Source organism: Bradyrhizobium sp. HKCCYLS3013, from assembly GCF_051167615.1.
Classification (GTDB): domain Bacteria; phylum Pseudomonadota; class Alphaproteobacteria; order Rhizobiales; family Xanthobacteraceae; genus Bradyrhizobium.
In genome coordinates, this window is the sequence record NZ_JBNPTK010000027.1 from 33,308 (window position 1) to 54,224 (window position 20,917).

General features: G+C 65.6%; 23 protein-coding genes and 1 tRNA gene. 8 read left to right on the forward strand and 16 right to left on the reverse strand.

Annotated features, from left to right (window positions below; genetic code table 11):
* Nucleotides 1–257: 257 nt before the first annotated feature.
* The 12 genes from ACQR1F_RS30650 to ACQR1F_RS30705 form a co-directional block, all read right to left on the reverse strand.
* The gene (locus ACQR1F_RS30650) at nucleotides 258–1,358 is read right to left on the reverse strand and encodes a YeeE/YedE family protein (protein WP_315805477.1); all 1,101 of its coding nucleotides are present in this window, start codon (nucleotides 1,356–1,358) and stop codon (nucleotides 258–260) included.
* Between the two features lie 68 nt (nucleotides 1,359–1,426).
* The gene (locus ACQR1F_RS30655; RefSeq protein ID WP_409997992.1) at nucleotides 1,427–1,867 is read right to left on the reverse strand and encodes a DsrE family protein; all 441 of its coding nucleotides are present in this window, start codon (nucleotides 1,865–1,867) and stop codon (nucleotides 1,427–1,429) included.
* A gap of 8 nt (nucleotides 1,868–1,875) precedes the next feature.
* Nucleotides 1,876–2,778, reverse strand: a complete 903-nt coding sequence (locus ACQR1F_RS30660) for an alpha/beta hydrolase (RefSeq protein ID WP_434889624.1) — start codon at nucleotides 2,776–2,778, stop codon at nucleotides 1,876–1,878.
* A 10-nt stretch (nucleotides 2,779–2,788) separates the two neighbouring features.
* Nucleotides 2,789–3,223 (reverse strand): DsrE family protein, encoded by a 435-nt coding sequence (locus ACQR1F_RS30665; RefSeq protein ID WP_315805522.1) that lies wholly within the window; start codon nucleotides 3,221–3,223, stop codon nucleotides 2,789–2,791.
* A 26-nt stretch (nucleotides 3,224–3,249) separates the two neighbouring features.
* Nucleotides 3,250–4,008, reverse strand: coding sequence for a c-type cytochrome (locus ACQR1F_RS30670; protein WP_315805479.1), 759 nt, complete (start codon nucleotides 4,006–4,008; stop codon nucleotides 3,250–3,252).
* Nucleotides 3,947–5,230 (reverse strand): sulfite dehydrogenase, encoded by a 1,284-nt coding sequence (gene soxC / locus ACQR1F_RS30675; protein WP_316217966.1) that lies wholly within the window; start codon nucleotides 5,228–5,230, stop codon nucleotides 3,947–3,949. Before soxC ends, ACQR1F_RS30670 begins: the two co-directional genes overlap by 62 nt.
* Nucleotides 5,231–5,235: 5 nt before the next feature.
* Entirely contained in the window at nucleotides 5,236–6,930 is a 1,695-nt protein-coding gene (gene soxB / locus ACQR1F_RS30680) for a thiosulfohydrolase SoxB (RefSeq protein WP_316183586.1), read from the reverse strand.
* A gap of 24 nt (nucleotides 6,931–6,954) precedes the next feature.
* On the reverse strand, nucleotides 6,955–7,779 hold the full coding sequence (gene soxA / locus ACQR1F_RS30685) for a sulfur oxidation c-type cytochrome SoxA (RefSeq protein WP_434914448.1): 825 nt from the start codon (nucleotides 7,777–7,779) through the stop codon (nucleotides 6,955–6,957).
* 33 nt (nucleotides 7,780–7,812) lie between these two features.
* Nucleotides 7,813–8,139 carry a thiosulfate oxidation carrier complex protein SoxZ gene (soxZ, locus tag ACQR1F_RS30690; protein WP_316183588.1) on the reverse strand — a complete coding sequence of 109 codons (327 nt, stop codon included), beginning with the start codon at nucleotides 8,137–8,139 and terminating at the stop codon, nucleotides 7,813–7,815.
* An 18-nt stretch (nucleotides 8,140–8,157) separates the two neighbouring features.
* A complete protein-coding gene (gene soxY, locus ACQR1F_RS30695; RefSeq protein ID WP_315805483.1) occupies nucleotides 8,158–8,610 on the reverse strand; it encodes a thiosulfate oxidation carrier protein SoxY in 453 nt (150 codons plus the stop codon).
* A 20-nt stretch (nucleotides 8,611–8,630) separates the two neighbouring features.
* On the reverse strand, nucleotides 8,631–9,074 hold the full coding sequence (soxX, locus tag ACQR1F_RS30700; RefSeq protein ID WP_315805484.1) for a sulfur oxidation c-type cytochrome SoxX: 444 nt from the start codon (nucleotides 9,072–9,074) through the stop codon (nucleotides 8,631–8,633).
* A gap of 129 nt (nucleotides 9,075–9,203) precedes the next feature.
* On the reverse strand, nucleotides 9,204–9,794 hold the full coding sequence (locus ACQR1F_RS30705) for a thioredoxin family protein (RefSeq protein WP_434914449.1): 591 nt from the start codon (nucleotides 9,792–9,794) through the stop codon (nucleotides 9,204–9,206).
* Nucleotides 9,795–9,902: 108 nt separating this feature from the next.
* Here ACQR1F_RS30705 and ACQR1F_RS30710 point away from each other — a divergent pair, with 108 nt between their 5' ends.
* Nucleotides 9,903–10,619, forward strand: coding sequence for a hypothetical protein (locus ACQR1F_RS30710; protein ID WP_316183589.1), 717 nt, complete (start codon nucleotides 9,903–9,905; stop codon nucleotides 10,617–10,619).
* Here the strand turns inward: ACQR1F_RS30710 and ACQR1F_RS30715 are convergent, their stop codons facing one another.
* Entirely contained in the window at nucleotides 10,620–11,354 is a 735-nt protein-coding gene (locus ACQR1F_RS30715; RefSeq protein WP_316237062.1) for a cytochrome c biogenesis CcdA family protein, read from the reverse strand.
* 121 nt (nucleotides 11,355–11,475) lie between these two features.
* Here ACQR1F_RS30715 and ACQR1F_RS30720 point away from each other — a divergent pair, with 121 nt between their 5' ends.
* The 3 genes from ACQR1F_RS30720 (at nucleotide 11,476) to ACQR1F_RS30730 (ending at nucleotide 13,447) form a co-directional block, all read left to right on the forward strand.
* Nucleotides 11,476–11,865: a thioredoxin gene (locus ACQR1F_RS30720; RefSeq protein ID WP_315805523.1), complete on the forward strand. Its 390-nt coding sequence runs from the start codon at nucleotides 11,476–11,478 to the stop codon at nucleotides 11,863–11,865.
* Nucleotides 11,866–11,889: 24 nt separating this feature from the next.
* Complete coding sequence (locus tag ACQR1F_RS30725; protein ID WP_315805488.1) at nucleotides 11,890–12,240, forward strand: ArsR/SmtB family transcription factor; 351 nt, start codon at nucleotides 11,890–11,892, stop codon at nucleotides 12,238–12,240.
* Nucleotides 12,241–12,361: 121 nt separating this feature from the next.
* Nucleotides 12,362–13,447 (forward strand): YeeE/YedE family protein, encoded by a 1,086-nt coding sequence (locus ACQR1F_RS30730; RefSeq protein ID WP_434914450.1) that lies wholly within the window; start codon nucleotides 12,362–12,364, stop codon nucleotides 13,445–13,447.
* A gap of 324 nt (nucleotides 13,448–13,771) precedes the next feature.
* Here the strand turns inward: ACQR1F_RS30730 and ACQR1F_RS30735 are convergent.
* Nucleotides 13,772–13,848 (reverse strand) — tRNA-Met (locus tag ACQR1F_RS30735).
* Nucleotides 13,849–14,337: 489 nt separating this feature from the next.
* Here ACQR1F_RS30735 and ACQR1F_RS30740 point away from each other — a divergent pair.
* Nucleotides 14,338–15,771, forward strand: a complete 1,434-nt coding sequence (locus tag ACQR1F_RS30740; protein WP_434914451.1) for a coniferyl aldehyde dehydrogenase — start codon at nucleotides 14,338–14,340, stop codon at nucleotides 15,769–15,771.
* A 146-nt stretch (nucleotides 15,772–15,917) separates the two neighbouring features.
* Nucleotides 15,918–17,519, forward strand: a complete 1,602-nt coding sequence (locus ACQR1F_RS30745; RefSeq protein WP_434914452.1) for a GMC family oxidoreductase — start codon at nucleotides 15,918–15,920, stop codon at nucleotides 17,517–17,519.
* Between the two features lie 45 nt (nucleotides 17,520–17,564).
* On the opposite strand, the gene ACQR1F_RS30750 is transcribed toward ACQR1F_RS30745, so the two are convergent.
* Entirely contained in the window at nucleotides 17,565–18,326 is a 762-nt protein-coding gene (locus ACQR1F_RS30750; RefSeq protein ID WP_316217973.1) for an SDR family oxidoreductase, read from the reverse strand.
* A 111-nt stretch (nucleotides 18,327–18,437) separates the two neighbouring features.
* Between ACQR1F_RS30750 and ACQR1F_RS30755 the strand changes: the two genes are divergently transcribed.
* Together ACQR1F_RS30755 and ACQR1F_RS30760 are read left to right on the forward strand one after the other, a co-directional pair.
* Nucleotides 18,438–18,953, forward strand: coding sequence for a CvpA family protein (locus ACQR1F_RS30755; RefSeq protein WP_315805509.1), 516 nt, complete (start codon nucleotides 18,438–18,440; stop codon nucleotides 18,951–18,953).
* 138 nt (nucleotides 18,954–19,091) lie between these two features.
* Nucleotides 19,092–19,874 (forward strand): SDR family oxidoreductase, encoded by a 783-nt coding sequence (locus ACQR1F_RS30760; protein ID WP_315805510.1) that lies wholly within the window; start codon nucleotides 19,092–19,094, stop codon nucleotides 19,872–19,874.
* A 359-nt stretch (nucleotides 19,875–20,233) separates the two neighbouring features.
* Here the strand turns inward: ACQR1F_RS30760 and ACQR1F_RS30765 are convergent.
* The coding region (locus ACQR1F_RS30765) for a transposase (protein ID WP_434896500.1) at nucleotides 20,234–20,917 on the reverse strand (684 nt) is incomplete at its 5' end.

Genomic DNA, 20,917 nt, shown 5'->3' on the forward strand with positions numbered 1-20,917 from the left:
GTCCGAATGCCGTGTTCGGCGCGCATCTCCTGTAGCCAACCGCGGACTACGCGATCTGCGCGCCGGCGTGACGACGCAAAGACGCGTGTCTTCAGGTTCGATCCGATCTGATCAGACAGTATTTTTCGTCAGAGGCTGGAAGTGCGCCGACACGCCAGGCATCGACGAGCCTGTGACCGGAGATTCATGAATGCTGCTCTTTGACGCTGCATTTGCAATGCCGCTCGGCAGAGGCAGGCTCGCTTCCGCAGGATGCCTCAAGAAGGCATGGCGGAGGGCGACTGAACCGGGCTCTGCGCCGGCTTGGTGGCGAACAGCCAGCGGTCGACGACAAAATCGGTGACGGCCGCACCCAACCACATGCCACCGAGCACGATCCACGCTGTGAGCGCGAACACCGATGCCCCGGTCACGCCGGCGCCAACGGCGCAGCCGCCCGCCAGCATCGCGCCGAATCCCATCAGGACGGCGCCGATCATGTAACGGCGCATGCCGCGCCCATCCGAGAAGCCTTCGAGATTGAGTTCGCGCGCCAGCGCGGCCGCAACGAACGAGCCGATGAACACGCCCGGAATGATGCCGAGATCGAAGCCCGGCTTCAGTTGCGGGCTGGCGAGCACCTGCATCAGCAGCTCCGCCGAAGGACCGCTGAATGTCAGGCTCTTCAGCGGCACCGGCGAGAACGAGGCCTGGCCGAGCTGATAGGTGAGGAGCCAGCCCCCGGCGACCGCCGCGCCCGCGGCCACCGCCGAGCGCAGGATCTTCGGGCCAACCTGAAACTTCGACACGGCGGCGAGCCCGGCCAGGAACCACAGCATGCCGAAGCCGAGCTTCTCGGGCGTACCGCCGCCGAACAGGCTCATGATGTCGCGCGACGGTCCGCCGTCGACGAGCCAAAGATTGGTGAGCCACTCGCGTGCCGGCGCGAGCAGGCCGCGATAGGCGGACTGCGCCGTCACCGCGAAGATGAGGCCGGACAGCAGCGCCCGCAGATTGCCGTTGGCCGAGAGCACCAGCAGACGGCTGGCACAGCCTCTCGCCAGGATCATGCCGCAGCCGAACAGCGTGCCGCCGATCATCGCGCCGGAAATGCTGCCCTGCTGCGCCAGCTGGCGCGCTTCGGAGACGTCGAGCAGGCCCATTGCCACCAGCGCCTGGGTGCCCAGCAGCGCCGAGGCGAAGGTGAGGAGCCACACCGCCAGCCGCGGACCGCCCTGCCCGCGCGCGAACTCGATCGTGGCCGCCCGGAGGCAGAAGCGGCTGCGCTGGGCGAAGAAGCCGAACGCGCCGCCGGCCGCGAGCCCGCACAGCAGCGACACCAGCTCCTCACCCAGAAGGTCGATCAATGCGGTGAGCACAGGCGCTCCCGTCGTTCAGGCCGGCCGCTCAACCTGCCGGGCGGCATCGGCAAGGACGCATGTGCCCGTCACGGGCGCAGGTAGGCGTATCCACTCTGCTGCAGCTCGGTGAGGCGCACGACGCCGCCCTTCTCCGCCACCGCAAAGCCCGGCAAGAGATCGTCGAGCTTCACGCCCTGCGCCTTCATGGTGTTCGCACAGGCCTCGAAGCCGACGCCGGCCTTCATGAGGCGCTCGGCCAGAGCCGAGATGGTCTGGTCGGCCGAAATCGCATGAAAGGCCCGCAAGCCCGGACCGTGGATCACCAGGCGAATGTCTGCGCGTCCAGGTCCTCCGGTGCCATCGACGTGGTTCTGGAGGTTGCCGAGAACGAACAGGGCGCGGTCCTGATCGGCGAGATGATAGGCGACGCGCTGGCGCGGAGATTCCGTCGCCGCGCGTGCGCTGCTGACACCGAAGATTCCAAACAGGCTGGCAAGACCAGCTTGCATCAAAGATCGACGTTCCATGGTGGCTCCTAGCGCGCGGCTGCAATGAATCCTGCGATGCGATCAGCGGCATCCTCGGCGGCGAGATCGCGAAAGAAGTGATCTGCGTCGTCAATCGTCTCCAGTCGGACACGGCTGCCGGCGCGTGAGGCCAGCGGCGCGAACGACGCTGCCACGTCCGGCACCGTCTTGTCTTGCGCTGCCGCAAGCACCAGAACCGGCAGGCTCACATCGGCGATCAGCGCCGCCGTATCCTGGCGCCGGTCGGCGCGATAGAATGCTGCGAATGCGCGCGCCGTCACCTTGGCACCGCGGCAATAGATGAAGCCCGGCACCGACATCCAATCACCGCCGCGCCCGGCGGCGATCGCAGCCTCGGCCTTGTCGAGCAGCGGCGCCAATCGCTGGCCGTAGCTCTCCGCATAGGCGTCTCTCAAGCCGGTCTCGATGCTCGCCGTCGCCGGCGCCAGGAGGATCGCACCGTCGACCGCGGCCTTGGGATTGGCGGCTAGATAGCGCGCGACCTGATTGGCGCCGCGCGAATGTCCGAGGACGAAGACGTGCGACGACGTCTTGCGCGCTTCGCTCAGCCAGGCGGTGATCTCCACGACCGCATCGTCCGTCACATAGTCATGGGGTTTGGCACAATCGTACATGCCGGTGCGGCGATCGAGACCGAGCACGAGATTGTGCGCGAGCGAGGCGATGCCCCGCTCGGCCAACGCCTTGGACAGGCCCTGGATGGTCTCCATGTCCTTGTGCGCGAGCGTGCCGTGCGTCATCAGCACCAGCGGCACATCCGGTCCAGACTGCGCCGGCAGTCGGAGCGTGCCGAGCGCCGTACGCCCGCCGATCGTGAGTTCGCGCGGCTCCTCGGCCGCGAATGCGATCGACGCAATGAACGAGACGACAAGAGCGAGCCACCACCGCATCGCAAATTCCTCAGGGACGCACGATCGTCCAGTTCTTCTCGGACAGCTCCAGCAGGGTCGCGACCCCGGTCTTGACGACCGTGACACCATCGAGCAGAGGCGGCCGCCGTCCCTCCTTGCTCGCGAGCGTCTCCAAGGTATTGCCGCAGGCGATGAAGCTCACATTGGGCATCGACTTGGCGAAGCCGAGCACCCGCTCCTTCACCGGCGAGCGGTCGGCCAGCAGCATGTCGAGGCCGCCATTGAACGCGACGATCACGATCTCGACCTCCGCGCCCTCGCCCGAATAGTGGCGGGAGACATTCGCGGCGACGTCGAGCACCGCGCGCATCTTGGCCGGATCCTCGTCGCTGATCTGCAACGCGAGCCTATGTGGCTCGGCTGCAGCGGCGATGGATGCAACCCCGCTTCCGGCCAGGGCGACGGATGCGGCCGCCAACAGCATCTCGCGGCGGCTGCATCCGGCAATCCTCACTCGACGCCTCGCGGCTTGCCGTCCTTTTCTTCCGGCGTGACGTCGACCGCCGTCGCGCGTCCGGTGATCTTGACCGGCGCGATGCAGTTCTTCATGCAGGGATCCTTCTGCCAGAACGCCTTCTCGCTCGTGGCCCGGTCATCCATGATGAACCCGCCCTCGTTCGGCATCTTGATCGTGGCGAGATTGCTGTTGCTCAGCTCGAAGTTCTGATCGGTGATCACGTCGTTCAGATAGAGCACATAGGCGACCAGCGCATAGTACTCGTCGACCTTCAGCGACTGCGGGCTGCCGAACGGCATCGCGTGGCGGACGTAGTCGAACAGCGTCGAGGCATAGGGCCAGTAGGAGCCGACCGTCTTGACCGGATTGTCTGATGTCAGCGATCCCTTGCCGCCGGCAAGCACCGGCCAGCGGCCGGCGCCCTCGCCGAATTCGCCATGGCAACTGGCGCAATTGTCCATGAACAGCTTCTCGCCCTGGGCGACGGTGCCCTTGCCGACGGGCAGCCCCTGTCCGTCCGGACGCACGTCGATATCCCAGCCGCGAATCTCCTCGGCGCTCGGAGCTCGGCCGATGTTGAAGCGCTGCGGCGCCTTTACATCAATCTTGGCCTCAGTCTTCTCGCCCGGGCCGCCGGCGAATGCCACCGAGCCCGCAAGGGTTGCGAGCGCTGCGGCGGCAATGATGAGCTTAGGCGACCTCGACATTCTCGACCTCACCGTTTGCCTGCACGTGCCAGGTCTGGATGCCATTGTTGTGATAGATGGAATTGTAGCCGCGCACCTTGCGCAGTTCGGCCTTGGACGGCTGGACGTAGCCGGTCTCGTCCTGGACCCGCGACTGCAAGAGCAGCGGCTCGCCGTTCCAGTCGAACTCGTAGTAGAAGCGCGTCAGCGCCTTGTCGAGCACCGGGCCGTCGATCCGCGCCGGCCACCAGTTGCGGCCGCCATCGAGCGAGACGTCGACGCGCTTGACCTTGCCGTTGCCCGACCACGCTAGGCCCGACACGATCGTAAAGCCCTTGCCATGCTTGATCGGCGCCTGCGGGCTCGGGCTCGTGATCACCGACTTCGCATCCATCGCCCAGGTGAAGCGTCGCGCCTTGCCGTTCGGCAAGAGATCCGTGTACTTCGAGGTCTCCTCGCGGGTGTGCCAGGGCTGGTCGCCGACCTTGATGCGGCGCAGCCATTTGACCCAGAGATTGCCCTGCCATCCGGGTACGACCAGGCGCATCGGATAGCCCTGCTCGGGATACAGCGCCTCGCCGTTCATCTTGTAGGCGATGATGCAGTCGTCGAGCGCCTTCTCGATCGGCAGGCTGCGATCCATCGACGCGGAGTCGGCGCCCTCCACCAGCAGCCATTTGCCGTTGGTCTTGACGCCGGCCTCTTCGAGCAGGGTGCGCAGCGAGACGCCGGTATATTGCACGCAGTGGATCATGCCATGCGTGAACTGGCAGCCATTGAGCTGGGCGCCGCGCCACTCCATGCCGGAGTTGGCAGCGCATTCCATGAAGTGGATGCGGTTGACGCGCGGATAGCGCTTGAGCTCGTCGAGCGACAGCAGCAGCGGCCGCTCGACCAGGCCGTGGATCATCAGCCGGTGATCGGCCGGATCCACGTCGGCCACGCCGCCGTGATGGCGTTCGAAGCACAGTCCGTTCGGCGTGATGATGCCTTCCAGCTCGTGCAGCGGCGTGAAGCTGACCGAGGATTCGCGCGAAGCCGTCAGCCATTCGACGTCGCGGCGGACGACGTCCTTCTCGAACTTCGACGGCTTGCCGTAGGGCCGGACGGCGACGCCCTCGCCGAGGGTGCGCGTCCATTCCGGCACGTTCGGCGGCTGGTTGGCGGGATTGCCGGCGCCGGCTCGCGCCTGCGAGGCCAGCGCGGTGGCGGCGAGACCGCCGGCCGCAGTCAGGAAACCACGACGCGAGGCGCGTGGGGCTGAGGGAAGTGATTTGTCCTTGGACATCGTCGTCACACTCCGGAGACTTTGACGGCCCGGTTGGGCTCGAGACGAACGGTTTTCTGGCGCTGCAGATAGCTCGACACGACCTCCCAGATCGGCGGCCCCTGCGTGCCTTCGTTGACGCTGGCCCAGCCCGCGACCTGATACTCGCGCGCCGGATCGATCGCGGCGCCGGTCTTGATCAGGCGCATGTCGGAGATGCGCTGTCCCTGCGGCTTGTTGACGTCGATGGCATAGGACATGCCGCCGATGCGGACCATGTCGCCGCCCTGCTGGTAGTAGGGATCGACGTTGAACAGGTTGTCGGCGACGTCCTCGATGATCTCCTTCAGCCGCGTGCCGGTCATGCCCATGCGATAGACGGCGGGATAGGTGATCGCGGTGGCGTTGGTGACGTCCTCGAAGGTGATGTCCTGGCCCGGCATCACGCTTGTGCCCCAGCGGAAGCCCGGCGACAGCGCGATCTCGGCATCGCGTTCCTGCAGCAGCGCCTGGCAGATGAGGTCGTCGAACGTGCCGTTGAAATTGCCGCGGCGATACAGCAGCGTCTCGGTCCGTCCCAGCGGGCGGGCAAGATCGGCGGCAAACGGCTTGCGCACCTCGGCGATCTTCGCCGCCATCGCCGGGTCCGGCGTGATCACGTCGGAGAACAGCGGGATCAGCTTGTAACGATAGCCCTTCACCTCGCCGTCCTTGACGTCGAGATCGAGCCGCGAGACGAACTTGCCGGACGACCCCGACGCGATCAGCAGCGTCTTGCCGACCTTGACCGCTTCAGGCAATGCGTCATGGGTGTGACCCGTGAGAATGACGTCGAGACCCTTGACGCGGCTGGCCAGCTTGCGGTCGACGTCGAAGCCGTTGTGTGACAGCAGCACCACGAGGCCGGCGCCGTCCTTGCGCGCCTTGTCGACCTGGGTCTGAACATCCTCCTCGCGCACGCCGAACGACCAGTTCGGAATCATCCAGCGGGGATTGGCGACCGGCGTGTACGGGAAGGCCTGGCCGAGCACCGCGATCTTGACGCCGCCGCGCTCGATCATCGTCGAGGCTTCGAACGCCGGCTCGTTCCATTCGGTGTCGCGGATGTTGAGGCCGAGGAAGGGGAAGCCCAAACCATCGACCGCCTGCTTGACGCGCTCGGTGCCGTAGGTGAACTCCCAATGCCCGGTCATCGCATCCGGCTTCAGCAGCGCCATGCAGTCGATCATGTCCTGGCCGCGGGTCTTCAGCGACGTCCAGGATCCCTGCCAGGTATCGCCGCCGTCGAGCAGCACGACCTTGTCGCCGCGCTCGGCGCGGATGGCCTTGATGACGGTGGCGGCGCGGTCGAGCCCGCCGATCCGCCCGTACGTCTTGGCGAGCGCCTCGAAATCCTCCGAGGTCAGCGCATAGGCCGACGACGAGCCCGGCGCGATGCCGAAGCGGGTGAGGAAATCCTTGCCGGTGACATGCGGCGGCTGGCCCTTGGCGTCACCGACGCCGAGATTGGTCGACGGCTCGCGGAAATACAGCGGCATCAGCTGGCCGTGGATGTCGGTGACATGCACCAAGGTGACGTTGCCGACCGGATCGAACGCCAGCAGCTCCTTCTCGGTCAGCTTCTGCTGAGCAAAGGCGCGGGTCGCACCCGCAAGACCGGAGCCACCCGTCAAGGCAGCCGCCGCCAATGCGACCTGAACGAATTCGCGACGCGATATCATGATGTGTCTTCCTTGTGGCCGCGGCTAGTTGCGGACCGACGGTGTCTCGACGGGAAGCCCGATGCCGCGCCAGGCGACGTAGATTTCGAGCGCGAGGAACTCGTCCGACAGCGGCTTGTAGGGCACGCCACGAACGTCGAACATGCAGCCTTCGAACCGTTCGTGCAGCGGGACCAGGCGCTGATCGCGCAGCCGGTAGGTCGGAAAGCCGTTGGTCTGGCCTTGGCTCAGAAAATCGGCGCGCATGAACTTGCCGTTGTTCTTCTCGTGGCAGGAGGCGCAGGCGAGATCGAGCTGGCCGACCCGCGTGTAGTAGATCTCCTTGCCCTTCTCGAACCACGGCGACATCGGTCCGTCGGTCTTCACCGCCACAGGCATGCCGCGCGACTGATAGCGGACGAAGGTCGTCATATCCGTCAGCTCCTTGGACTTGAACGGCCAGGGCTGCGCCTTCATATGCTCGGCGCGGCAGATGTTGATCTGCTGCTCGAGATTGACCGGCTTGTTGAGCTTCTCGCTCCATTTGGGCATGGCCGCGCCGACGCCCTTCATGGTCTTTTCCGCCTCGCCGTGGCAGCTCATGCACGACTTGCCTTCGCCGCCGTCGACCGTCTTCCAGACGTCGGCGGCCCGCTCCACCGCGAGGAAGCCGGGATTCTCCAGATCGTCATCCTGGAGCGCGCGCGTTTCCTTGGTGCGGAACTGATAGCCCGAGATGATGGTCTTGAAGACGTGGCCGGGAGGCGCCGGAATGCCCTTCCGTTCGGCCTCCTGGCCGAACGTCGCGACTGCCGACAGGGCCAGCGCGGCCGACGCCAGGACGGCGAGAGAACCGTAGCGAATGGACATCCGTCACTCCTCCTAGCGATCACACGCTGTCGATCAGGCCTTCAACGCGATCTTCTCTTCGGCCGTCACGACGGAGCCATCGTCATCCGTCCATGCGAACTTGAACGTGCCTTCCTCGTCGATCCTTGCGTCGAACTGGATGTACGGGTTGGCGGAGATCGCCGGCTCCAGCGCGCAGGAGAACACCAGCTTGCCGTTGAACTCGCAGGTGAACTTGTTGATGATCTTGCGTGGGATCGGCTTGCCCTGCGCATCCTTGCGCTGACCCGATTCCATCAGATGCGAGACCAGCGTCTTGATCTGGATGATCTCGCCCTTCTTGGCTTCCTTCGGAAGCTTGATGCGCGGCTTGTCTGCCATGTTCGTCTCTCCCCTGTCTCAGCCGCCGCAGCCGCCGATGGTGACCTTGACGGTCTTGCGCTCTGTGAAGAGCGAACCGTCACTCATCTTCGCGACCGCGATCACGTTCTGGGTCTGCGCCAGACGGATACGGATCGACGCCTCGGCCTTGCCGGACATCGGCGTGAACATCAGCGTGGCGACGCCGCCGTTCGGATTGCCGTCGGCCACGAACAGCACTTCCTTGACGTAGTTCTCGGCGGTCATCGGGCTTTCGACCGAGAGCGCGAGCGGCACGGTGTTGCCGTTCTCGGCGATCTCAGGCAGATCGAGCGTGATCTTGCCCTTGGCCGCTTCCTTGCCGCCGGTGAACTTCTTGATCATCTCGGCCGCGTCGTTGCTCGGCTCGGCGTTGGCGGCCATCGGCAGCACCGTCAAAGCGACGAAACCGCCGCCGAGAAGGAACGCCTGTCGTCTGTTGATTGCGCCCATGCATCATCCTCCAGAGGCGGTTATTTCAATGTTTCGAGATAGGCGACGACGTCCTCGACCTGCGCGGCGGTGAGGACGGGTTTGCCGACGAACTCAGGCCTGACGCGATTGAGTCCGTCGTTCTTGTAGAAGGCGGGCATCACCGTGTCGGTGAAGATGCGCTTGGGATCGGCGACGATCAGGCGCAGTTGCGCCGTGTTGTAGCGGGTCGCGACGCCGTCGAGCGACGGACCGAACTCGCCGTGAAACTCTTCCGACTTCAGCGACGACACCTGATGGCAGGCGAGGCAATTGCCCAGCGTCCGCGTCAAGAACACCTTCTTGCCGGCATCGGCATTGCCGGGCGCGCCCGTCAGCGATTTCGGAATGGCATAGTCGACGACATCGAGCCTGATCGGCTCGTCACCTCGCGCGGTTGCCGACAGCAACACGCACAGCAAGGCGGCCGGAATCAAACGGCGCATGTTTCCACCCTGACCGACGAGGCGTCCCCTCGCCTTACGATGACACGACGGACTTACGATCCATCATATTCAAGAATTATGATTTGATAATGTGATTGGTGTCAAGCGTATTTCGATGCCGCAGTGCACTCAACCCTTGGTCGAAGCGAGATAGTCGCGGAATGTGCCGCGCTCATAGGCCCTCTCGCGCACGAAGCGGAACATTGCGAGGAAATGCGGCGGCTTGAGATAGCCCGGCGCGCGCGCCACCTCGCGCGCGAGCGGCTCCTTCGCAGAGACGCCCTCGGCCGATGGCGGAAAGAACTGGAACGTCGGCGTGAAGCGGATCGCGTAGCGCTCGGCGAGCTCCTTCTCGGCGAGCTCCTTGCCGTCGAAGTCGATCACCTTGCGCGCGCCGAGCAGGTTGAGCTGCAGCACTTCGAAATTGGCACGGATGTAGTCCGCGATCTCTTGATCGGCAAAGTTCACCAGATGCGTCTCGCGGCAATACGGGCAGCCGCGCAGCTCCCACATGATCGCAAGCCGTTTGCCTTCCGATGCCGCGCTTTCGAGATCCTCGCGCAGGTCCAGGAAGCTGTTGAGAAACCAGGACTGGTGATAGAGCCCGTCGTCGCCCAGCACCGCGTCGGCCTGCGCCGGCGCTGAGGCCAGGCCGACCGCCGCCGCGGCAGGCAGCAGCGCAACCAGATTGCGCCGTGTCATCGTCCGGTTCGTCGTCATCAGCCTGCTCGCGCGCTTTGCCAAGTCACTGGCACCAAGTCCACTTTGCCAAGTCCACGGAATTTCGATACATGATATTCGAATAACAGAATGTGAAAAGGACATTCGATGCTGCGCCGCGTCATGATGCTGTCGCTCGTGCTGTCATGCCTCACGCATGGCGTCCGTGGGCACGCCGAAGGGAACGCGGATGTTGCTGCCTTCATGCACTCGGCGATGGCCAGCCTGCGCACAGCCGCGAGCTATGGCCGCACCGGCAATGTGGGCCTGGCGCAGATCGAGCTCGACGACGCCCGGATCGCCTGGGGCAGGCTCAGCCGGCTCGCCGAGCGCTCCCATGCGCCCTATTCGGCCAGATCCTTTGCAGAGCTGATCGCCACCGGCAACGATCGCCTGAAGCAGGCGGACGAAGCGCTGACCGCAGGTGACGGGGCACGCGCTGCGGCGGCCATTGCCGCGTTGCGCCGGTCGCTTCACGCCCTGAGGCAGGACGCCGGCGTGGTCGAGCTCAGTGATTGCGTGTTCGACCTGTCACCCGTCATGGACGCGTTGCGCAACGCCGCGGCGCGGTTCGCAGCGGGCAAGGCCGAGCCTGGCGAGGTCGTCCAGGCCGGCACAGCGCTGCGCGACCGGCTGCAACGCTGCAACGGCCTCGCCACGCCCGACGTGGCGAGCCAGGCCGAATTCCGCCGCCTGATCGACGGCGCCACGACGAGTGCCAACGAGATCGGCCGCGCTGCGCGCGAGAGCGACGCCGGCCTGGTGCATCGCTATGAGATCGAACTGCAGTCCTTCGTCAATCTATTGGACTTCCGCTTCGGCTGATCAGCCGATGGTGGCGAGCGACGGAAAGCGCTCGAAGATCCATTCCGACATCCGTGGGATCACGCCGGCGAGAAAGGCAGCGCCGGTCAGGACGAGAAAGCCGCCCATCGTCTTCTCGACCAGGGGGAGATGCGGCTTGATGCCCTTGAGCATGGTCATGAACTGCCCCGTAAAGGCAGCGGCGATCAGGAACGGGATGCCGGTCCCGACCGAGTAGGCGGCGAGCAGCAGCGCGCCCTTCCCCACCGTCGCCTCCGCGCCGGCCATCATCAGCACGGCGGCCAGGACCGGCCCCGCGCACGGCGTCCAGCCGAAGGCGAAGGCCAGTCCCATCACGAACGCACCGAGCAGGCCGGCCGGCTTGCGTCCGACGTCGATCGTCGCGCTCCGGTACAGCAGCGGAATCCGGAGCACCCCGAGGAAGTGCAGCCCCATCATGATGATGACGAGGCCGGCGAGGATGCCGAGCTGGCTGAGATGGCCGGCGATGAACCGTCCGAACACCGAGGCGGTGGCGCCGAGACCGACGAACACCAGCGAAAAACCGCCGACGAAGCACAGCGCCGTCAGCACCGTCCGCCGCCGCTGGGCCATGCTGGTTTCGCCGATCGCGTCGGCCGCCGAGACGCCGGCCATGTAGCACAGGAACGGCGGGACCAGCGGCAGAATGCACGGTGACAGAAACGACAACAGACCCGCGGCCAGCGCGGCGCCCAGCGTGACGTCGAGATCCATCTTTCCTCCCGGTCGGCCAGCGCTGCGTGCCCGGCCTGCCGGGCGGGATTCGGAAATCGCGCACTAGTACATATTCGAATTTAATGATAGATTGACCGACAAGTCCAGAGAGGATCTCGGCATGACCGGCAGAACTGCATCGCGCGGATTCGCAACGCTCGCAGGAGCGGTGGTGACCGGCATTTGCCTCTCGTCGCCGGCTTTCGCCTCCGAGCTCGTGATGTTCGAACGTCCGGGCTGCGGCTGGTGCGCCCGCTTCAACGCGGAAATCGGTCCGATCTACGACAAGACCGACGAGGGGCGCGCGCTGCCGCTGCGACGGGTCGACCTTGCCAAGCCGCTGCCGACGGACCTGTCCGGTATCGATCCGGGAGCGTTCACCCCGACCTTCGTGGTGGTCGATCAGGGCCGCGAGATCGGACGCATCCGCGGCTATCCCGGCGACGCGTTTTTCTTTGGGATGCTGGGTCGTATAATGAATGCTACAAGCGGGGCGCCGGCCCGCTCCTGACGCCAACCGAGGGATCCCGAATTCATGCCGCTGCCGAACTTGAAGGACATCGAAACCTCTGCCGAGCTCGAGCAGATGATCGAGAAGGCGCGGGAAGCCAGCGAGATGCTGAAGGCGCTGTCCCACGAGTCCCGGCTTTTGCTGCTCTGCATCCTCGCCGAAGGCGAAAAATCCGTCACCGAGCTCGAGCAGTTCCTGGGCGAGCGGCAGTCGACCGTCTCGCAGCAGCTCGCCCGTCTCAGGCTCGACCGGCTGGTCACGACGCGGCGCGACGGCAAGACGATCTACTACAGCCTTGCGAGCGAAGATGTCCGCAAGATCCTAACGGCGATCTACGACGTCTATTGCGAGCCGGTCCGCAAGCGCCGCCGCTGACAGGTTCGCCCTCGCGGTCTCGGGCTTCGCATCGGCGCGCCCTGTAGCGGCGCAAGAGGTCTGGCGTCCCCGCCGTTCCTGGAGCACAATACCGGGAAACCAACGAGGACGTCGGAGAGGAATGCTCGGCCCGTCAGCACTGACGTTCATGTGTGGGCTGCTCGCGGGCGCCGTCCTCGGCGTCGCCGGCCGCGCCGGCCGCTTCTGTACGCTCGCGATGCTGGAGGACGCGTTCTTCGGCGCCGATACCCGCCGGCTCAAATCGTTCGCGCTCGCGGCCGCGGTGGCGCTGGTCGCAACCCAGTTGCTCGCCGGCTTCGGCCTGATCGACCTGTCGCGCTCGATCTATTTGACATCCTCGATTCCGCTCGGCGGCGCCATCATCGGCGGCTTGTTGTTCGGAATCGGGATGGCCCTCGTCGGCACCTGCGGCTTCGGCACGCTGGTCCGGATCGGCGGCGGCGACCTGCGCGCCATCGTCGTGTTCCTGGTGCTGGGCGTGTCGGCCCTAGCCGCGATGCGCGGGCTCACGGGATTCCTGCGCATCTCGCTGATCGAGCCGCTCTCCATCCGCCTGCCCGAGACCATGACCCAGGGCATGGATGCGCTGCTGTCGTCCGCACTCGGCTCATATGCGCGGCCGCTGACCGTATCCGTCGCAGCAGTTGCGCTCGCGGCCTGGGCACTGGCCGACGGGCGCCTCGTGAGATCGCCGCGCCTGCTGCTATCCGGCCTCGCCGTGGGCTTCGCGGTGGCGTTCGGCTGGTTCGCCACCAGCTGGCTCGGCAATGACGATTTCGATCCGGCGCGCGTGGCATCCCTCACCTTCGTTGCCCCGCTCGGCAACACCGTGCTCTACATCGCCACGCTTTCGGGCACCCACGCCGACTTCGCGATCGGCTCGGTCGCCGGCGTGATCCTCGGCTCGTTCGTCGCGGCGATGTTTTCGCGCGTTTTCCGCTGGGAAGCCTGCGACGACGCGCGCGAGCTGAAGCGTCACATGACCGGCGCACTGCTGATGGGCACCGGCGGCATCATGTCGATGGGCTGCACGATCGGACAGGGCCTCTCGGCCTTCTCGACGCTGGCGGTCTCGGCACCGCTGACGATGCTGGCGATCACCTGCGGCGCACGTCTCGGCCTCGAATACACCATGACCGGCGAATGGCGCCCTGCCGTGCGCAACCTGCTGCGTCTGACATCGTGACGAGCGGCTACGCTCGCGCAAGGTGCGAACTTGCTCCCACGGCTGGCCAATGACGCTGTGCCGCCGGCAAGCGGACCGTGGATTTCGTCCGTTCCCTCAACGCTTTCAGTTCAACGCAAGCTTCGCAAATTGACTGCCCACTCCCAGTGGCCCGTCTGGAGCGCAGTCCCCCTGATAATCCTCGGATCGTCCGACGCTACGCTTCCCGAGGAAGGCGGCACCGTCCTCCTCAGCTGCACAGCAGCTTACGGGGATGAAGCAGGGATGCAGAGGCACAAGCCAAAACTCCCGCAGCCTCATCGGCTACGGGAGTGTCGGTCTCAATGGTTGCGGGGATAGGATTTGAACCTATGACCTTCAGGTTATGAGCCTGACGAGCTACCGGGCTGCTCCACCCCGCGTTAACTTGTGCGTCACCTTCAGGGAAGTGCCGGGCGGTCCTGGCAGACACCTGAGGCGCTGCCGATCCATCCCAAAGGCTTCCTGAGAAGGCTTGAGCCCGTTGGCCTAGCCGGCCGTCGGGTGCGGGCGGTATGTACCAATGCGAGGCCGGTTTGGAAAGGGCTTTCGGGAAGTTTTTTTGCCGGATTGTGACGCCGCTTGTCGCGGGACTCATTTCAGAAATTACATCGATATGACAGACGCTTATGTGGCGGCCTGTTTGCCGGCCGGGACCAGGGGCACGGCGCCGGCTGGGGACAAGGAAAAAGTTCCTCGAAGGGCGGCGGCAGGGACCGACGACACTCGCCCGCCAAATGGATCGGCTCCACGCGCGCGCCAGGCGGTGCGAAACCGACGCCGCGCTTGCCAAGGGTTCCGCAACGCGGCAGCTTTAAGCAAACCAGAATGACGGCCCTGCACGCGGCCGCGCTACACGCGAGGAGACGTCCATGGACCAGTCCCTGAAGAGCCCCGCCCTCTCGGCGCTCGACAACGCGTTCCACACGCAGGTCGAAGCCTCACGCAATGCGCCTCCGCCCGCCCTCGCAGCACGGCTGGACGGCCTGAAGCGGCTGCGGGCCATGCTGTCGGAGAATGAGACCCGCCTGGAGCAGGCGATCTCAGCCGATTTCGGCCACCGCTGCGCGGTCGAGACGACGATTGCCGAGACGCTGTTCCTGCAGGCTGAGATCAGGCACACGCTCAAGGCGCTGCCGCGCTGGATGGCGCCGCGACGCATCGCCACCGCGCTGCAGTTCTGGCCGGCGCGCAACCGCCTGATGCCGCAGCCGCTCGGCGTGGTCGGCATCATCGCGCCCTGGAACTACCCGCTGCAGCTGACTCTGGCCCCGGCAATCGGCGCGCTCGCCGCCGGCAACCGGGTCATGATCAAGCCGAGCGAGCTGACGCCGCACTTCTCCGCGCTGCTCAAGGAGCTCATCGCGGCGAATTTCGATCCGGCCCAGCTCACCGTCACCGGCATCGAGGACGGCGTCGCGGAGGCCTTTGCCGGGCTGCCGTTCGATCATCTGGTCTTCACCGGCTCGACCCGCGTCGGCCGCATCGTCGCCGAGGCCGCCGGGCGCAACCTGACCCCGGTGACGCTCGAACTCGGCGGCAAGTCACCGACCATCGTCGACGTCTCCGCCAACATCGACGAGGCCGCCGAGCGTATCGCCTATGCCAAGCTGCTCAACGCCGGCCAGACCTGCATCGCGCCGGACTACGTGTTCGTGCCCGAGCAGCACGCGGACGCGTTCGCGAGCAAGCTGCACCGGCACATGCTGCGGATGTTCGGCACCAACCCGGCCAATGCCGACTACACGTCGATCATCTCCGAGCGGCACTATGCCCGGCTGGAAGGATTGCTGCGCGACGCGATCGCGCGCGGCGCCAGGACGCTGAGCACGACCAGCCCGGAGGATCCGGCCTGGAAGAAACTGCGGAAGTTTCCGCCGACGATCGTGACGGGTGCGAGCGCGGACATGGCGATCATGCAGGAGGAGATCTTCGGCCCGCTGCTGCCGATCATGCCCTATCGGCAATCCGACGACGTCATCCGCCACATCAATGCCCACGACCGGCCGCTTGCGCTGTACTGGTTTGGCAGCGACGCGGCGGCGCGCGACGCGGTGCTGGCGCGCACCGTCTCCGGCGGGGTCACCATCAACGACTGCCTTCTGCATTTTGCGCAGATGAACCAGCCGATGGGCGGCGTCGGCGCCTCCGGCATCGGCCATTATCACGGCGAATGGGGCTTCAACAGCTTCAGCAAGCTGAAGCCGGTGTTCTACCGCTCGCCCTTCAACCGCATGAAGGATCTCTATCCGCCCTATGGGGCCAGCATCGCCCGCATCGAGAAGCTGCTGCGGTTTCTGAGCTGACCCGTTCGGTCATTCCGGGGCGCCGCGCAGCGGCGAACCCGGAATCCGGAGATGATGAGACGTCAACTTCGAGATTCCGGGTTCGCCGCTGCGCGGCGCCCCGGAATGACGACCAAATAAAAAAGCAAATCAGGGAGAGACAGCACGTGACGGACGAGGTCGATTTCATCGTCGTGGGCGGCGGCAGCGGCGGCGCAACGGTTGCCGGCCGCCTGTCGGAAGATCCGGCGGCATCCGTCGCGCTGCTCGACGCCGGGGGGCGCAACGACAACTGGATCGTGACAACGCCCTACATGCTGTTCCTGATGGTCGCGGGGCCCGTCAACAACTGGTCCTTCACCACCGTGCCGCAGAGAGGCCTGGACGGGCGCAGCGGCTATCAGCCGCGCGGCCGCGGGCTCGGCGGCTCCTCCGCGATCAACGCCATGGTCTACATCCGCGGCCACCGCGCCGACTACGATCATTGGGCTTCCCTCGGCAATACCGGCTGGTCGTATGACGACGTGCTGCCCTACTTCAAGCGCGCCGAGAACAATGCCGAGTTCAACGGCGCATATCACGGCCAATCGGGACCGCTGCCGGTCAACCGGCTGCGCACCGACAATCCCGTGCACGACATCTTTCTCCAGGCGGCGCGCGAAGCGCAGTTTCCGGTCCGCGACGACTTCAATGCCGAGACGCAGGAAGGGCTCGGCCTCTATCAGGTCACGCAAGCCAATGGCGAGCGCTGGAGCGCGGCACGGGCCTACATCCAGCCGCACATCGGCAGCCGCAGCAACCTGCGCGTCGAGACATCGGCGCATGCGTCGATGATCCTGTTCGAGGGCAAGCGCGCCGTCGGCGTCAAGTACCGCCAGGGCAAGGAGGTCAAGCAGATCCGTTGCCGCCGCGAAGTGATCCTCGCCTCCGGCGCGTTCCAGACCCCGCAATTGCTGATGCTCTCCGGCGTCGGAGATGCAAGCGCGCTGGCGCGGCTCGGCATCGCCAGCATCCATCATCTGCCCGGCGTCGGACAGAACCTGCAGGACCATCCGGATTTCATCTTCGCCTACACCTCCGACAACCCCAACTTCTCCTCGCTTTCGCCGAAAGGCCTGCGCCGGCTGCTGGCGGGCATCGGCCAATATCGCCGCGAGCGCCGCGGCGTCCTGACCTCGAATTTCGCCGAATGCGGCGGCTTCCTGAAGACGCGGCCTGATCTCGACGTGCCCGACATCCAGCTGCATTTCGGCATGGCCGTCACCGACGATCACGGCCGCAAGCGCCACGGCAACGGCTTCTCCTGCCACTTCTGTCTGCTCCGGCCGAAGAGCCGCGGCACGGTGGGACTGAAGAGTGCCGATCCGCTGGCGCCGCCGTTGATCGATCCGAACTTCCTCGGCGAGGCCGACGATGTCGAGACCATGGTCGCCGGCTACAAGACGACGCTGCGGCTGATGGAGACGCCGGCCATGCGCAGCCTCGCCACGCGTGACCTGTTCACCTCGGATGTCAGGACCGACGACGACATCCGCGCCATCCTGCGCGCCCGCGTCGATACGGTCTATCATCCCGTCGGCACCTGCAAGATGGGCGTCGACGATCCGCTCGCCGTGGTCGATCCCGAATTGAAGGTGCACGGAACGTCCGGCCTGCGCGTGGTCGACGCCTCGATCATGCCGACCCTGATCGGCGGCAACACCAATGCGCCGACGATCATGATCGGCGAGAAGGCCGCCGACATGATCAAGGACGAGCTGAAGGGCTGAGACCGCTCGCCATCGTGGGAAATCAACCTGCGGATCAGCCGGGCCTCACGTCAGCAGGAAGCCGCCGTCCACCGTCACCACGCTGCCGGTCATGTAGCGCGAAGCGTTGGACGCCAGCAGCAGGATCGCGCCGTCGAGGTCGCTCTCATGGCCGACGCGCCGCTGCGGGATGCGCTTGATCAGCTTCTCGCCCGCCGGCGTCTCCCAGACCTCGTGATTGATGTCGGTGTCGATGTAGCCCGGCGCCAGTGCGTTGACGCGGATGCCGCTCGCCGCGAGCTCCAGCGCGAGCGCCTTGGTCGCCTGTACCACGCCGGCCTTGGAGATCGCATAGGGCGAGATGAACTTCACGACGCTGAAGCCGAGCACCGAGGCGATGTTGATGATGTTGCCGCCGGCCTTGCGCGCGGCCATGCGCCGCGCCGCTTCGGTTGCGGCGAAATAGGCGCCCTTGAGATTGGCGCCGATCACGGCGTCCCAATCCGCCTCGCTCTGCTCGACCGCGAGCTTCTCCACGGCGATGCCGGCATTGTTGATCAGCACCGTGACGGGCCCGAGCGCGGCCTCGGCGGCGTCCATGCCCCTGGCGATCGACGCCATGCTCGTCACGTCCATCTCCACGGCGGCAGCGCGACCGCCCCTCGCCCTGATCTCCGCCTCCAGCGCCTTGAGCTTGCCGGTCTGGCGTGCCGCGAGCGCGACGGCGGCGCCATGCGCCGATAGAACCCGGGCGAACTGCCGCCCGAGACCCTGGCTCGCGCCGGTGATCAGGATCACCTCGCGGCTGACGTCGAACAGCTCGGACATGGTTCCTCCCACGATTTGCTCATTTGTTGCGGCGCATTGATACAGACGATTTGAAGCAGCGCAAACCGGAATCGTTTACCGGGCGCGGCCTACAACCGCGGCGGAGCAACCATGAACGCTTTCGACCTCGCCGCTTGTGCCGCACTGATGGTTGCCGTCTACAGCGGCTTCTCGACCGGGCTGTTGCGCAGCGCCATCACGATTCTGGCCTACCTGCTCGCGATGCCGCTGGCGATGGGGGCGGTCGCGGCGATGAGCCCGCAGCTGCAAGACGCGCACGGCACTCCGCTGGCCCAGAACTGGCTGCAGTTCTTCGCCGCCTTCGTCGTGATCGGCATGGCGCTGGGCAAGATCGGTCGCATCCTGCTCGACGAGGCAATCGGTTCCGAGGCCGGCTTTGGCGACCGGCTCGGCGGCGCGCTGCTGGGCGCGGTCCGCACCGGCATGGTCGCGACCACGCTGGTGCTGGTGTTCGACAGGATCGTTCCTCCCGAGCGCCAGCCGCGCTTCCTCGACGGATCACGCCTGCGTCCGATGCTCTCGCTCGCAGGCGCAAAGGGCTTCCGCTCGCTGCCTCCGGAGGTCGCAAGCCTGATCGACCGGCTGAAGCAGGAACGGCGCATCTGACCGACCCGGCGGCGCCTCTCCCGTCATAGCGAGCCATGCAATTCGGCACAGGCCGGCTGCTCTTATCAGCGGCAATGCCGTTGGCTAGAATGCGCCCATCTTCCTTTCAGCCTCACTGACATATCGGAGTGATCAATCGTGGATCTCGGGATCAAGGGCCGCCGCGCCATCGTCTGCGCCTCCAGCAAGGGTTTGGGCCGCGCCTGCGCCATCGCGCTCGCCAATGAGGGCGTGCATGTCACGATCACGGCGCGCGGCGCCGAGACGCTGGCCAAGACCGCGGCCGAGATCCGCGCGGCCAATCCCGGCATCACCGTGACGGAAGTGGCGGGCGACATCACCACGCCGGAGGGCCGCGCCGCGGTGCTGAAGGCCTGCCCGGACCCGGACATCCTGATCAACAACGCCGGCGGCCCGCCGCCCGGCGATTTCCGCAACTGGACCCGCGACGACTGGATCAAGGCGCTCGATGCCAACATGCTGACGCCGATCGAGCTGATCAAGGCGACCGTCGACGGCATGATGGCGCGCAAGTTCGGCCGCATCGTCAACATCACCTCGGCCGCGGTGAAGGCGCCGATCGACATTCTCGGCCTCTCCAATGGCGCCCGCGCCGGCCTCACCGGCTTCGTCGCCGGCCTGTCGCGCAAGACCGTGATCAACAACGTCACCATCAATGCGCTGCTGCCGGGGCCGTTCGAGACCGACCGCCTTCTCTCCACGGCAAAGGGCGAAGCCGAAAAGCGCGGCGTCACGCCGGAGCAGATCCTGGCCGACCGCGCCAAGACAAACCCTGCGGGTCGCTTCGGCGATCCCGAAGAGTTCGGCCTCGCCTGCGCCTTCCTGTGCGCCGCCAAGGCCGGCTACATCACCGGCCAGAACATCCTGCTTGACGGCGGCGCGTTCCCGGGCACGCTTTAAGCGGCGTATTGCGGGAAACGTTGGAGTGCAGAGGTCTCTCGCGACTTGCTCGCTCTGCGCCTCTCCCCGCGTGCGGGGAGATGTCGGATCGCATCGCCAGATGCGATCCGGGTGAAGGGGGTACAGGCCTCACCACGAACACTCCCCGAGCGTTTGCCCTCTGACACCTCCCGTGCGGCTGCCCCCATTGGCGCTAACTTACCAAATTAACGCTTGGTATTCTCGTTTTCTTGGCGGCTCTCGGAGATGGCGTTGAATGTTCCGCGCAGCGGCCCGCAACGTTTGCACGTCGGGTTTGGGGATGACGGCGTCGACGAGGGCCTCGACGATCAAGCGCAATAGGCGCCAGACGCCGTTCTTCACGCGGCCTCCCGGCGGGGAGAGTCACCGAGATGTTCCGCGATGAGCGGCTCGGTCAGCAGCGCCAGCAGAAGATGACAGAGGATGTGCGCTCTCGCGCTCCTGGGATCCTCGCCCGGTGGTCGCGCGAGGCCGATACTGCTCTTGAGATGCTTGAAGGCGATCTCGATGCGCCACCGCAATCGATAGAGGCTGCTGATTGCTGGAAGTGGATATTCATCGCGATCGAGCGAGGTGATGATGATGACCCATTCGGCCGCGACCAACGTCTCGGGCTGCAGCTTGCGGCCCATGTCTCGTGCCCGGCGCGTGATCTTTTCGATCGTGGCATCGCGCGCCTGCTTCGGCTTTCGGATCGCCACCAGACGTAATGCGATAGGCTCTTTCGCCGAAGCCTTGATCCAGACGGGCCGATCAACCAGTCCCTTGCCACGCGACTTTTTTAGCAGAGCAATGAGATCGAGACGGTTCGCGTCGGCGTCGAGCCAACGAGCGCCATTCCATTTGGCGCGCACTACGATATCAGCGCTTTCAGCAAGCACCTTGGCGACCCGATCGGGCTGCAGATAGGCACGATCGCCGACGCGAATTTCGCCCGGCACGACACCGGCGCGATCGATGACCTCGCCCTCGCTCTCATCCGTCAGTTCGAAGGCGGTAAAGCGTTCGCTCGCCAGATCGAA